A 15,032-nucleotide genomic window follows, 5' to 3' on the forward strand; every position below is an offset into this window, starting at 1 on the left:
AAAGACATTATCCTCTCGGGTAACATCCTTAGGTAAACCTTTAAAATAAAATTTTTGCTAAATAAACAACAACAGTTACTGTAATACTACTAAATAACGTTGACAATAAAACAGACTGTGCAGCATATTCTGGATGGTTTTTATATTCAAGCGCAAAAAGTGCACTGTTTCTTGAGCTTGGAAAGGAACTTGCAATGAATAGTGCTTGTGCTGTCGTACCTTCTAAATTTAATACGATGATAATGATAAATGCGATGATTGGAGAGAAGACTAATCGGCCAATTAGACTTAAAATTAGCTGTAACGAAAATTTTGTTATTTTCAAGAAAGCACTTTGAGCCCCAAGTGTGATAAGGGCAATAGCAAGGAATGCATTCGAAATATCGTCAATTGGGCGCCATATAAAAAAGGGGATTTTGATGGTTAATGCATTAAAAATCATTCCCAAGAGCAAAGCATAAATAATTGGATTTTTGAAAAATTCCTTCATTGCCCCTAGTCCTTTTGTATTTACAGAAACTGAGGTCATAAGGCCGTATGTATACGTTATGAAGTTTTGGAAGATCGTCACAACTACTTGAATAGATGTACCGAGAGGATTTTCCTGAAACACAAGCTGGCTAACTGGTAAACCGAAGTTTCCCGAATTATTAAGCACAACACTATTTTTAAATGTTGCTGAAAGACTCCGATCAAACTTGAAAACTTTTGCAAGCAGGGCACTTAATAGCATTAATATCAGGTTTTGAATCGTTAAAAAGCCAATAATCCGAACAAGAATTTCACCCTTCAAACTAGTTTCATAGATGTTCACAAAACTCAAAGTAGGCAAGAGTAAAAAAGTATTTAATTTTGATAATGTATGCATATCAAAGGAAAATTTCCGATGTAAAAAAGCACCTAGTCCTATTAATATAAACACAGGTAAAATAACATTTAATATGATTAAATATAAAGTATCCACCTGAATACACCTCCTTGATGTATTTGTAAAAACACAGAAAAAGACCGATTAAATATCAGCCTTCTTCTACATCATTCTATTTAAGCCTCTTCATTAATCACAACGTTACGACCTTTCATTTTTAAAATAATCGGTATTGTCATCCATAAAAGGGCAATAAGTATAAAGATAAGTGATATTGGTTTTTCTATAAAAATCATAAAATCACCATTAGATGTTGTTAACGCTCTTCTCATATTATTTTCAATCATTGGACCTAAAACTAATCCTAATACAAGAGGTGCTACAGGATAGTCATTCTTCGTTAAGAAATAACCGATAACACCACATCCTATTAATAATAATAAATCAAAAACAGTAAATTGGACAGCGTAAACACCAAATATAGAGATTGCGATAATGATTGGTAATAAATATTTTGTCGGCGTCTCGATAATTTTTGCGAAAATTTTCACAAGAGGTAAGTTTAAAATAAGTAGCATGACATTTCCGATAAACATACTTGCAATCAATCCCCATGCAACTTGAGGATGATCTGTAAAAAATAATGGACCTGGTTGAATATTATACATGATAAGTGCACCCATCAAGATCGCAGTTGTCCCAGAACCCGGAATCCCTAACGTTAACAATGGGATCATCGCTCCTCCAGAAGCTCCATTGTTTGCTGCTTCAGGTGCTGCAACACCTTCAATAGCCCCTTGTCCAAATTTACTTGGATTTTTACTAATTTTCTTTTCCATAATATATGAAAAGAAAGAGGCTAGTGTTGCACCTGCACCAGGTAAAATCCCAATAAAAAATCCTAATAAAGATCCCCTAACGATAGGTCCAGAGCTATCTTTCATATCCTGTTTTGTTGGTAAGATCCGCTCGACCCTTGCTATTGTGCCATCAGTCTTTTCATTTTCAAGGATAGTTTTAAATACTTCTCCAAGGGCAAAAAGACCGACTGCCACTGTTAAAAACTCAATACCCGAATATAACACTGGAATTTCATAAGTAAACCGTGCAACACCAGAAACATTATCCATACCGATTGTCGCAATTAATAGTCCAACAACTGTCATAATTAACGCTTTTGTTCTAGATTTTCCTGCAAGTCCACTAACCGCGCATAGTCCTAAAATCATTAATGAAAAATACTCTGCTGGACCAAATGACAACGCAACGCTAGATAGTGGTTCTGCTAATAATGTTAGTCCTATTAGTGCAACGATTCCTGCAAAAAATGAACCAATTGCTGAAATAGATAACGCTGCACCTGCTCTCCCTTGTTTCGCCATTTGGTAGCCGTCTAATGCAGTTACAACAGATGAAGATTCCCCTGGTGTATTTAATAAAATAGATGTTGTAGAGCCCCCGTACATCGCTCCATAGTACACACCAGCTAATAATATTATCGAGCTTGCTGCTGCAGATTCAGGATCAAGGCCTGAAGTAAGTGTTGCTGTAACAGGAATTAATAAAGCTACTCCACTCATAGGACCTATACCAGGTAGAACGCCAACCGCCGTACCAATCAATACCCCAACAAATGCGAATAATAAATTATGCCATTGTAATGCCTCTGCAAACCCATGTGTAAGAAATTGAAATGTATCCAATTATGCCACCTCCTCGTTAAAACCAAATTGGGAATCCTGGTAAAGACCCTTCTAAAACCTCTACAAATAAATAATAGACACCACCTGAAAAACATGCTGATAGAATGATAGATTTTATAAGATTTTTTCTGTCCATTACTTGAAAACTAATTAATAAGAAGAGAAAAGTTGTGAGAATAAATCCTAAACTTTCAATAAACAACGCATATGCTACCGCCGAAGTTAAAATAATGAGGAACCGTTTATAATCTAATGTTTCCTTTCCCTTATCCTGATCGACATATTGAAAAGTCTCATAAAACAACCTTAGACTTAGTAGTATTAAAAAAGCTCCTAAAATAGTTGGAAAAATATCTGAACCAACATTACTCCCATAAGCGCTTTCAGAAATTCCCCTGCTTTCTAAAATAAAAAAAACGCCAATGATCATATAGATCAAACTAGAATAACGATCAAATGTTTTATTCATCACACATCACCTCCAATGAAAAGTACGGGGAGGAGAATCTCCCCTTTTTACAAGTTATTATTTCTCCATACCTAATGCTGTTAATAATTCTTGTACTACTACATTTTGATCGTCTAAAAATGATTTAAAATCAGTTGCATTTTTATAATCGCTTTCCCAGCCGTTTGTCTCTAATTCTTCTTTCCAAGCTTCACTTTCGGATAAATCTTTCAATGTTTTTTCCCAATAAACTAATTCATCTTCATTCATTTCTTTAGGTCCAAAAATGCCTCTCCAAATCGTAAAATCGGCATCTATTCCTGCTTGTTTAAATGTAGGTACTTCTGCTAATTCTCCAGTTAATCGTTCTGTAGAACTAACTGCTAATACTCTTACTTTTCCTGATTTAACATATTCACCAATTGTTGATGCGTCTGTAGCAATTAAGTCTGCATTCCCGCCAAGTAGTGCTGCAATTGCTTCTCCACCACCGTCATATGAAACATATTTCACTGATTTTGGATCAATTCCATATTTAAAAGCTGGTAATACGGCTATTAAATGATCCATTGAACCTGGTGCAGACCCACCAGCAACTGTTACTTTAGTTGGATCAGCTTTTATTGCCTCTAATGCAGACGGTAAATCGGCAAAAGGTGAGTCTTTTTTTACAACGATCGCCCCATAATCCCTCGTTAATTGAGCAAGTGGAGTTGTATCCTCATATCCATAAGGACTGTTTCCTTCTTTTTTCTCATGATTTATTAAAATAGGAGGTGAGCTGACCATTAGTTTATATGGGTTATTTTTTTCTTGTGTTGCAAATTCAGCCATATAAACAGCTCCGCCACCACCAGGTTTGTTTTCCACAGTCATTGTTTCACTAACTAGTTTCGTTTCACTTAAGATCTTTGCTAAGGAACGAGCCGTTAAATCCCAGCCCCCACCTGCACCAGAAGGAGCTACGACTGTAATTGGTTTTTTAGGATAATCTGAAGCGTTACCATCTCCACCACTTGCCTCCTGCTTTCCACCACATGCTGCCAACATAAATGTTAATAATCCTACTACGATCCACATCGATATTCTCTTCATTTTTATGCCCCCTTAATTCATTGCAATAGAAAAGACAGCGTTTGTAAGCGCTGTCTTAAAGTTAACAGAATTTTTATTTTTATAAAATCTTAACATCATAAGTTCAATTAAACCTAAATAGATCTTTTTGTTCATAAAATTCACAACAAGAATTTTTTCATAAACGTCATAAATGTTTTGTACGAAAATATCGTCTTTCTGGCCTTCCTACATTTCCATATACTAAATCTGCATATATTTTTTTTTGTGAGATTAAATACTCTAAATAACGCCTTGCTGTCGAACGACTAACACCTGATTCTTTACTAAGCATTTCTGAAGTAATCCCTTCTTCTTTAACTTGTGGAAGGTAATGGAGGATTTTATTTAATGTTAATGGATCAATGCCCTTTGGTGCCTCTTCTTCTACTACAAATGAATTTTCTTGTTGAGAATTGCGCCAAAGACTTGTAATTTCATCTTGAGATAAATTTTCATTAAAATTCAATTTCTCTAGCTTTTTTTGATAGTTTTCTAGACTGTTCTTAAACCTATCAAAGGTTACTGGCTTTACAATATAGTCAGATACTCCACTTCTAAGTGAGTGACCAACGATGTCTACTTCAGAAGCTGCAGTAATCATGATAATATCAATTTCAGGATTCGATTGACGAATGCTCTTAATTAATTCAGTTCCCTTCATATCAGGTAAATATACATCTAATAGCACAAGTTGTGGTTGAATTATTTCTAATAGTTCAATGGCCTGCTCTCCAGTTGTTGCGATCGCAATAACTTCAAACCCTGCAACCTTTTTCGTGAATCGACTATTTATTTCTGCTATTCTAGTATCATCTTCTACGATCATGACTTCAATATTCATTAAACATTACTCCTTCCTTTGGAATGGCCACAATGAATAAAGCACCACCAAATTCCCCTTTTTCAATCGCTATACTGCCATGCATCTCACCAACTAATTCAGTTACTCGTGATAATCCTAGCCCTCTATTTCCCCCCTCCTTCGTTGAGAATCCTTTTCGAAAAATGTGGGACATCTGATGGTCCTCAATTCCTGGTCCTGCATCCTCAATTTCAAATAAAAGATCGTTACCGATATCAGTTATAAATAACCTTACTTTTTTATCATGATTTTTAAGCTTCTCCATCGCTTCAAAAGCGTTCATCATTACATTACCTAAAATCGATACAAGGTAACTATTATCTATATGTTTTGGCAACTTTTCGATACTACTTTCTCTATCAAATTCAAAGGTTATCTTTAATTCCTTAGCACGATTATAAAAACCTAAAATGATTCCACCTAGCCAAGGATCTTTGATTTTCTTCATTAAAAATTGAACAAAATCTTTCTGATTTTCAGTTTCTTTGTGTATTAGTTCCAGCGCTTCATCATTTGATCCCAATTGAATTAATCCCGAAATCGTGTAAAGGAGATTATTAAACTCGTGTGTTTGTGCCCGCAATGCTTCAGTATAGCGTTTAACCTGTGAAAGTTCTTCTGTTAATTGGTCAATATCCGATTTTAACCGAAAGCTAGAGACAACACCAATAACTTCGTTTCCCGACTTGACAGGCAATCGGTTTGCGATAATTTGCTTGTTATTTAATTCCATTTGTCGATCAAATTGTTCTTCACCGGTTTCAAGTACTTCTACTAACGAAGTATTTGGAATAATATCTAAAACAGCTTCCCCTACAACTTGTTTTTCACTATCTAATGAGAGGATTTCATATGCAGCTTGGTTTATGATTACAATTTTCCCCTGATTATTGATCACCATAATTCCTTCTCTAACAGACTCGATAACTGCGTTTCTTTGCTTTAATAACATTGAAATCTCATCAGGTTCAAGCCCAAACATGATTCTTTTAATGCTATTAGCAAGTATGATCGATCCAATAGTACCAATAATTAAAACAATAATTGCAATCCAAATAACTGGTTTAGCATAGTCTATTATTAAATCATGTACATCTTCTATTAGAAATCCAACAGAGACGACACCTAAAATCTCTCCATTTCCCCCAATAACAGGTACTTTCCCTCTTAAAGAAGGCCCTAATGAGCCTGTTGCTTTTGAAACATAGGATTTTCCATCCTTTAATGCTCTTTCGTTATCTCCACCTACCATCTTCTTTCCAATTCTTTCAGACAATGGATGTGAATAGCGAATTCCTTTTTTATTTCCTACAACAATATACTCAGCATCTATCTGAATCCTAATGTTTTCAACGATGGGCTGAATAACAACTGACGGATCGTTCATATAAAATGCATGTTGTATTTCAGGCATTGAAGCAATTGTTGTTGCCACATGTAATGCCCTTTTACTTAATTGTTTTTCAACAGTAGTAGATAGAGTATGATAATATAGCAAACTGCATAGCACAACAATAAATATGATAAGACTCACTGCAAAAATAATGATCCGTTCTTGAAGCTTGACTCTTTGGAATTTTTTCATTGCATCTCCTTAAAATCAAAATAAGTAATCGCTTACAAAATTAGTTCGAAATTATTACTATTTTATAATAATAATCCTATATTGTCTTTGACTTTCTGATTAATATAGTCATTCGTGCTTATTAAAAAACTCTTAAGCAATGTCTATCTCCAACTACTACTAATTAGATTTAAAATCTACAATTTAGTAATAATGGTTATCTAAGACACTAGACACTTAAGAGTTATCCATAAAGCTTTATTAACTTGTTATGAATTCCTTACTATTCTCATCTTTTAATAAATCCTTCCGCGCTACTCCGGTTTCATATGCAGCTTTTACAACTGCCTCCCGGACCTTTTCAACAACTTTTTGATTAAATACACTTGGTACAATGTACGTTTCACTTAATTCATCATTTGAAACAACATCTGCAATTGCTTTGGCGGTAGCTATCTTCATCTCTTCATTAATTTCAGAAGCACGGCAGTCTAGTGCACCACGGAAAATTCCTGGAAAGCAGAGGACATTATTAATCTGATTAGGGTAATCCGATCTTCCTGTCGCCATTACCCTTACATACGGTTCTGCTAGATCGGGATTTATTTCAGGATCTGGATTTGCTAATGCAAAGACAATAGGATCAGCTGCCATCATTTTTAAATGACTCACATTTAGGATCCCTGGTGCTGATACACCAATAAATACATCTGCTCCTATCAGACAATCAGATAAAGATCCACTTATATTATCAGGATTGGTGATGTTTGCAAATGTTGTCCAATTAGGATTATCATATGTTTCATTCCGGTGAATTGCGCCTGCACGATCCACACCTATAATATTCCGTACACCAGCTGCTACTAACATTTTTGCACATGCTGTACCAGCAGCACCTACTCCATTTAAGACAACCTTAATCGATTCAATTTTCTTACCTGTAAGTTTTAAGGCATTATAAAGTCCTGCTAGTAAAACAACCGCAGTCCCATGTTGATCATCGTGAAAAACAGGGATATCTAACTCTTGTTTCAATCTTTCCTCAATTTCAAAACATCTTGGTGAAGAAATATCCTCTAAATTTATTCCACCAAAAGCAGGTGCAATAGCTTTCGTAATCCGGATGATTTCCTCAGGATCCTTCGTATCTAAGCAGATAGGAAAGGCATCAACACCAGCCATTTGTTTAAACAGCATCGCCTTCCCTTCCATGACAGGCATAGCAGCAAGCGGACCGATATCACCAAGGCCTAATACAGCGGTTCCATCTGAAATAACAGCAACAGTATTTCTTTTAATCGTTAATGAATGAGCTTTTACTGGCTCATCAGCTATGGCATGACAAACCTGTGCTACACCTGGAGTATAAACACGTGATAAATCATCTCGATTTTTTATCGGATTTTTCGGTGTGATTTCAATTTTCCCACCAATATGTAATAGAAACGTCCGATCTGAAACTGAAATGACTTTTGCTCCTTCAAGGACACTAATCGAATCCATCACTAATTGACCATGCTGCTGATTTTTAACTGTAATAGTAATATCTCGAATGGTTTGTGTTTTACCTGTCGAGATCACATCTATCCCAATAATATCACCGCCAGTTTCTCCAATAACCTTTGCAATATCACTAAACGATACTAGATTTTTTTGAATATGCAGCCTAATGATAATATTCATGCTAGCTTTGCTTAATTGAGACATTCGTTACCTCCAAAAGCTTTTATAAGATAATTGGGGATATTAGAACTACTAATCTATTTTTTGTACGTAGCGAAAGACCAAAAGCAATAGTTACTTATTGGGTGCACTAAAAATAAATTAGGTATTTAAATTGGAAGCGTTTTAATATCCTGTCAACTATTCTATTACAGCTTTCATCTCTTGTAACTGTTTACAAAATTTATTGCTTTAAAACCTTTATGTGTATTAAATTCTTTTTGTTCATGTTGATTAATAAGTTTGATAGAAGTCTCTCTTTATACCGTATTAACTGTTTTTTGAATATCGTCATGCATACCAAATATTCGTCTCAAGAAAATCGGGACGATAAACAAGATAAAAAAAACACGAAACAACTGATAAGCAGCAACCATTGATACATCTGCTTGAACAGTATGTGCTGTAACACCCATTTCTGGTAAACCCCCTGGTGCTATACACAAAAAGGCTGTTGTCATTGTAATTGGGTACAAAATATGTAACCCATACGCTAAAACAAGAGCAAACCCCACTATCAATATTCCAGTAATAAATGAAAGCGGGAGGAGTTTTCTCCAATTACCTAACATATTCACTTTTATCCCTAAGCCTAAATAAACACCAAGGCATAGTTGTGCTATTACTGTAAAAATCGATGGTAGATGTGGCGTTTCAAATCCACTTATTGATAAAATTGCAGAGGTGAGCAGAGGCCCAATAATCCATGGTGTTGGACATTTAAAGCGAAGCGCTATACTTGTAACGAGCAAAACAATTAAAATGATCAAAGTAAACTCAATGAAGTTCCCATTTTCCATTTGCGCGTTCATATCAATCGAAGATACTTTTTTTTGAGCACTTTCACTTGATAAAGCATGAATCGATAGAGTTGGTACGATGAAAATAACCGTTAACATTCTAATTGTTTGCATGAACGTAACAATTGTTGGCTCCGCTCCTTTAATATCTTCACTTAAGACAACCATTTGTGATAATCCACCTGGTGTCGTCCCCATCACAGCACTTGGATGATTGATACCAGTTATCCGAGAAACAAAATAAGATAAGACTACCCCAAATCCTACCATAAGAATCGTAATAATAGCCATTGAAGGTAATTGATGTACAATCTGTCTAGCACTCTCAATCGTAAATGATAGCCCCATGCTATAACCTAATAACATCTGCCCTCCATTTCTGAAACTAACTGGCCAAAATAAATCGCGATTTGATAAAAGCTTCCAACTGAATACAACTGTTAAAGGTCCTAACATCCATGCCAAAGGGAGGTGTAGGAGCGTAAATAAAACACCACCCATTATGCCAATTAATAATGTTTCATAGAATTGAAATTGAATTTGTTTTCTTCTTGTTGTCAACTTTGTTATTGATGAAAAAGTCATGCTGTACCCCCTTTTTACTTACATGATATCTTTTAATAAAGTCAATAAGAGGCTGACTCATCTGTCAAATACTCATTACCATCACTAAATATACGATGGTATAGATGTTTGACAGAATCTTAAGTCAGCCTCGTCATAAACTATTCTTTTAACTAACAGCTTCGATAAATTGATCGTTATAGTAAACAATATGTGAGAGAATTTTATGTCCTTTTATCTTTCGAATCAGTTCTTTTGCCTCTTTCTCATCTTCAAATTCAAACATTTTAATACTTTCACCTAAATAAACCGTTATTACCCACATTATGCGTTCCCCCATTAATAAATTTAAAAGTAACGATGTAGAAACAGTAGTTTGACAACTAGATACTTTAATCTATTCTTTTTTAGTAGAAGTGTGTACTTTTGCCATTATCTTAAATCTAATAGATTAAGAAGTAAATAATACAACTAATTATTTTTTTATATTCAATTACGTTAATTAGTTTATTTTGTTCATTGATTACTAATTTTCCATATCTACGCCCATTAATACTTCATACATCTTGCTCTGTTCTTCAAGGTACTTAGACGTTTCACTACTATTTTTATAAAAATCCTTCCACATGTATTTTTTTAGGGTTTGTTTCCATTTTTCAGTCCTCACCATTTTTTCAATCGTCATGTCCCAAAATTCAATTTCATCCTTTGTCATATTAGGTGGCCCCATTATACCGCGCCAATGTTCAAAAACTAACTCAATGCCTTCTTCAGACCATGTTGGAATTTCTGGAAGTTCTTTTAATCTTTTGTCAGCCGAGATGACGAGTAGTTTTACCTGATTCGAATCATAATATTTTTTAGCCTCTGATAAAGACATTGTGGCAACATCTATTTGGTTTTTTACTAATGCACTGACAACTTGATCACTATTTTCGTAGACATAAAAATCAAGCTCTTCTGGTTGTATATCAACTTGTTTGCTCGCTAATACAAATGAGAGTTGATCATCATTTCCTAACCTAGGAGAGACCCCAATTTTATAGGCTGAAGGTGTTTTTTTCAGGCTATTCATTAAGCTTTTGGCACTGCTAATGCTTGAATCCTTTGAAACAATCACAACTTCCCATTCGGTAGCCAATGTGGCGATCGGTGTAAAATCATTATAGGTAATACTACTTTGACCTAATAAGTGGTTTGTTATTAGAAGACTTGAATTCATTGCTAAAACATTATCTTCTTGCTGCATAACATATTTCCACCCTAACTCACCACCAGCACCAATTTTATTGACAACACGGATATTTTTATTAATAAGCTCTTCACTCATTAATATGTCTTTCAGTGCTCTTGCCGTTAAGTCCCAACCACCGCCTTCGGAACTTGGAGCAATAATCATTACATCTTTTGTTACTGTTTCCTGCTTCTCATTTTGCGAGCAACCAATGCAAAGAATGACAAAAAGTGTAAAAATAAAGTATGGTATTTTTTTCATTGTGCATACCTCTTTACCTTATTAAATCGAAATTTTTTATTATACAAGATAGTACTTTCTCTCAGGTCTTCCGACAATTCCATAATCATGCTTTGCCATACAGAAATTTATTGAAACGAGATATTCTAAATACCTTCTTGCGGTTGTCCTGGATGCCCCCATCTTTTCACCCATTTCCTCAATAGATACACCACCATTTAGTTCTGCTATAACATCTTTAACTTTCTGTAATGTCAGTCGATCTACACCCGATGGGAGATCCTTTTGACTTATTGCTGATTGCTTTGAGGTTCCGAAATACCGATCAATCAATGACTGATCCACCTCATCAAAGCTATTAAGTAATTTCTTTTTCTTTTTATAGTCTTCTATTGTTTCAACAAATTTCTCCATTGTTACTGGCTTTAATAAATAATTGAATACGCCATTTCGGATCGAAGTCTCTAGCATTGCTCTTTCAGTTGCAGCAGTCACCATTATGATATCAACAGATGGATGGTTTTCTCTAATTTTAGGTAATAAATCTGTACCTAGTTCATCAGGCATATAAATATCTAATAAAAGCAAGTCAACCTCTTTTACAGCGAGAATCCCCATTGTTTCTTTTGCATTAAGAGCCTTTCCAACTAGTTTGACCCCTGATACCTTATGCAAAAATTGCTCCTGTACTTGGGCAATTCTAAAGTCGTCTTCTGCTATTACAACCTTAATCATTTTGTTCCTCTCCTTACTTCTTTTCCTAAACCTTTTTGGGAAGGTATACAGTAAATATAGCTCCTCCATTTTTTTCATTCGTCACTTCAATTGTTCCAGCCAATGATTCAACAATGTGTTTAACATTGAATAAGCCATAGCCTCTATCTTCACCTTTAGACGAGAACCCTAAAGAAAACAAGGAGTCGATTTTATCCTCAGTTACTCCTTTTCCGTTATCCGTTACTTCAATAATAATATCGTTTCCAAGACTCGTAATCGAAAAAGTCACTTTTTTCTCTGCCTGATGAGCAACTGCATCAAACGCATTATCAATTAGATTACCGATGATTGTAATAATATCTGCTACTTCTATATGTTTAGGTAAGAGATCTACATAACTATCAGGATCGATTTCAAGAATCATTTTCTTTTCTGAGGCTTTTCCAAGTTTCCCTAACAGAATCGCTTGTACATTAGGATCATGAATTTGATTAAATATTATCCTGTTCCGATGGTGATGGATGGTAGATTCTTTTTGAATAAATTCAAATGCATCTTGATAACGTTCTAATTGCAGGTACCCTGATAATAAGTATAATTTATTTGAATATTCATGAGTTTGCGCCCTAAGCCCTTCTGAATAATCGCGAACCTCAGTTATTGTATCGATTAACTTTTTTAATTCCGTTTTATCACGGAAACTTGACACAACTCCAACAACCTGACTATTTTCAATGATTGGGATTAAATTAAAGATAAACATTTTATCATTAATTGTAACCTCGATATTATGAAGGGTTTTTCCAGATCTTAATACTTCATCTATTTTCACATTTGGCAGGACATTTTGAATATGTTGACCTATATAGTCATCTTCATAAAAATTCAACATCATTTTTGCAGAATGATTGATCAGCGTTAATAACCCTTTTTGATCAATTGCAATAATACCTTCTTTAATTGATAAGAGAATTGCACTTCTTTCTCTATATAATGACGAAATCTCATGTGGTTCAAGTCCCAGAGTATCTTTTCTAATACTTTTTGTTAGGTAAATACCACCGATTATTCCTAAAATTAAAACAAGCATAGATGCTGTTATAATAGTTTTGATTCTGCTCACTATATTTTTATAAATATCTTTTTCCAAAAACTCAACTGATACTGTTCCAATAACACGAGTGTAATCTCCATAGTCTCCGATAATAGGTACCTTACCACTTAAAATCGAACCACTTTCTCGATAAACTTCAAAATTGTTTGATCCTCCAAAAATTAACGCGTGATAATTTGTATGGTCTAAACTTTTCTCACCAACCTGACTCGGATCTGCATGGGAATAGATGATTTCCTTACGATTTTCGATAATGATATTGTCCGCTTGGACTTGATCTTTTACTTGCTCAGCGATCGGGCGAAAATGAGCTTCAAGGTCATTTTTTTCTATCGCAACTTTAAGTTCTGGCATTAGTGAAATTGTTTTTGCAGATTGTAAGGCTAATTGTTCAACTTGATCTCTCGTATCAACCGATTGTAGATAAGCAAATATGCTTGCTAGAAGTATGATAATTAACAGAATTAATGTACTGATTAAACCTAATACTTTTGTTTGAAGTGTGATCTTTTTAAATTTGTACATTGTATAAATCCTTTATGTTGTACTTTTTTTTATACTAATATATAGAGTACACCATTCCCTTTTACTTAAAAAGAGGCTAACTCAGGACCAAGTGTTCCATCCCTTATGAGTCAGCCTCAATTTCATTACCATGATTTATATAGAGACCACACCGAAAACAATCGAGACAGCTAACATAACAAGTGATGTTCCAACGGTCCATTTTATCGTGAATTTTTGAAACTCGCCAAAATCGACTTTCGACATCCCGACCAATAAATAGGTAGATGCAACTAATGGGCTTAATAAATGAACAGGCTGACCTACGAGTGATGCTCGAGCTATCTCAACAGGGTCGATTCCATATGCTGTTGCTGCTTCCGCGATGATTGGGAGCATCCCAAAATAATAAGCATCATTTGACATAAAAAATGTAAACGGCATGCTCGTAATACCTGTAATCACCGGCAAATATGAACCAAGAGCATCAGGTATTAAAGAAACTAAGCTATTTGCCATCGCATCCACCATTTCTGTACCAGATAGGATTCCAGTGAAGGCACCTGCTGCGAACACTAGAGATACAACAGATAATACATTACCTGCATGTGCTTTAATTCTTTCCTTCTGATCGTCTAAATTAGGGTAGTTTATCAAAATAGCAACTGCAAATCCGATCATAAATACTGCTGGTAATGGCATAACACCCATTATTAATCCAGTTAAAAGGAGAACAGTTAATCCAAAATTTACCCATAAAAGTTTTGGACGCTTTTCCTCTTGCATTTCAACTGTTGCTGCTTGTTGCGAAGCTACCATTAGTTGTTGTTTAGGTAATTTTGACATTTCCAAAATCCCAACTCGTTTTCTCTCCTTTAAGCCGAATAAATAAGCAACAAAAATAACCCATATAGCCCCACCAATCATTGCAGGAACAAGTGGTACAAAAACTTCTGACATATCTAATTTTAACGCACTAACTGCTCTTGCAGTCGGACCACCCCATGGAGTAAGATTTGTCACACCAACTCCCATAATTGCGATACAAGGTAACATCAAAGGATTCATTCCAAGCCTTTGATAGAGTGGAAGCATTGCAGAAATTGTAATCATATAGGTTGTCGTTCCATCACCATCTAATGATACGACTAACGCCAAAACAGCAGTTCCTACGATAATTTTTAGCGGATCACCTTTTACTGCTTTTAGAATGGCACCTACTACAGGATCAAATAAACCTGCATCAATCATTATTCCAAAATACAAGATAGCAAACATGAGCATTACACCAGTAGGTGCCAATTGATTAATTCCATCAATTAACATAGGTCCTAAATCTGATGCAAAACCTCCAATTACTGCAAATAGCACAGGTATTACGATTAAAGCAATTAATGCCGAAAGTCTCCCAGTCATAATTAAAAACATAAACACAAAAACCATTAAAAAGCCTAGTAATGCTAACATTTAAAGTCCTCCTTATGTTGAACACGCTTACAAAATGTAATAATTTGATAATTTAAAATATTAATTACTACTTTAAATGACGTATGAAGGAGGGTAAATATTTTGGTAT

13 protein-coding genes are annotated in these 15,032 nt (G+C 34.9%); all 13 read right to left on the reverse strand.

What is annotated here, in order from left to right; all coding sequences use genetic code 11:
- Positions 1-40 precede the first annotated feature (40 nt).
- The 13 genes from WCV66_RS20845 to WCV66_RS20905 all read right to left on the reverse strand — a co-directional run bounded on the left by WCV66_RS20845 (position 41) and on the right by WCV66_RS20905 (position 14,923).
- Entirely contained in the window at positions 41-964 is a 924-nt protein-coding gene (locus tag WCV66_RS20845; RefSeq protein WP_066330663.1) for an AEC family transporter, read from the reverse strand.
- A gap of 80 nt (positions 965-1,044) precedes the next feature.
- A complete protein-coding gene (locus WCV66_RS20850; RefSeq protein ID WP_066330664.1) occupies positions 1,045-2,571 on the reverse strand; it encodes a tripartite tricarboxylate transporter permease in 1,527 nt (508 codons plus the stop codon).
- A 16-nt stretch (positions 2,572-2,587) separates the two neighbouring features.
- Positions 2,588-3,040 carry a tripartite tricarboxylate transporter TctB family protein gene (locus WCV66_RS20855; protein WP_338786716.1) on the reverse strand — a complete coding sequence of 151 codons (453 nt, stop codon included), beginning with the start codon at positions 3,038-3,040 and terminating at the stop codon, positions 2,588-2,590.
- A 57-nt stretch (positions 3,041-3,097) separates the two neighbouring features.
- On the reverse strand, positions 3,098-4,114 hold the full coding sequence (locus WCV66_RS20860) for a tripartite tricarboxylate transporter substrate binding protein (protein ID WP_338786717.1): 1,017 nt from the start codon (positions 4,112-4,114) through the stop codon (positions 3,098-3,100).
- Positions 4,115-4,280: 166 nt separating this feature from the next.
- A complete protein-coding gene (locus tag WCV66_RS20865; protein WP_338786718.1) occupies positions 4,281-4,976 on the reverse strand; it encodes a response regulator in 696 nt (231 codons plus the stop codon).
- Positions 4,966-6,582: a sensor histidine kinase gene (locus WCV66_RS20870; protein WP_338786719.1), complete on the reverse strand. Its 1,617-nt coding sequence runs from the start codon at positions 6,580-6,582 to the stop codon at positions 4,966-4,968. The genes WCV66_RS20865 and WCV66_RS20870 overlap by 11 nt, the downstream gene beginning before the upstream one ends.
- Before the next feature lie 240 nt (positions 6,583-6,822).
- Positions 6,823-8,268, reverse strand: coding sequence for an NAD-dependent malic enzyme (locus tag WCV66_RS20875; protein ID WP_338786720.1), 1,446 nt, complete (start codon positions 8,266-8,268; stop codon positions 6,823-6,825).
- A 275-nt stretch (positions 8,269-8,543) separates the two neighbouring features.
- On the reverse strand, positions 8,544-9,668 hold the full coding sequence (locus WCV66_RS20880; protein ID WP_338786721.1) for an AbrB family transcriptional regulator: 1,125 nt from the start codon (positions 9,666-9,668) through the stop codon (positions 8,544-8,546).
- 148 nt (positions 9,669-9,816) lie between these two features.
- A complete protein-coding gene (locus WCV66_RS20885; RefSeq protein WP_185653109.1) occupies positions 9,817-9,972 on the reverse strand; it encodes a hypothetical protein in 156 nt (51 codons plus the stop codon).
- Positions 9,973-10,173: 201 nt separating this feature from the next.
- On the reverse strand, positions 10,174-11,142 hold the full coding sequence (locus WCV66_RS20890; protein ID WP_338786722.1) for a tripartite tricarboxylate transporter substrate binding protein: 969 nt from the start codon (positions 11,140-11,142) through the stop codon (positions 10,174-10,176).
- A 39-nt stretch (positions 11,143-11,181) separates the two neighbouring features.
- A complete protein-coding gene (locus tag WCV66_RS20895) occupies positions 11,182-11,856 on the reverse strand; it encodes a response regulator transcription factor (RefSeq protein WP_338786723.1) in 675 nt (224 codons plus the stop codon).
- Positions 11,857-11,881: 25 nt separating this feature from the next.
- Positions 11,882-13,477: a sensor histidine kinase gene (locus WCV66_RS20900; RefSeq protein WP_338786724.1), complete on the reverse strand. Its 1,596-nt coding sequence runs from the start codon at positions 13,475-13,477 to the stop codon at positions 11,882-11,884.
- 135 nt (positions 13,478-13,612) lie between these two features.
- Positions 13,613-14,923, reverse strand: a complete 1,311-nt coding sequence (locus tag WCV66_RS20905) for a CitMHS family transporter (RefSeq protein ID WP_338786725.1) — start codon at positions 14,921-14,923, stop codon at positions 13,613-13,615.
- Positions 14,924-15,032: the final 109 nt, after the last annotated feature.

The sequence above is a fragment of the Metabacillus rhizosphaerae genome (assembly GCF_037201795.1).
GTDB lineage: Bacteria > Bacillota > Bacilli > Bacillales > Bacillaceae > Metabacillus > Metabacillus rhizosphaerae.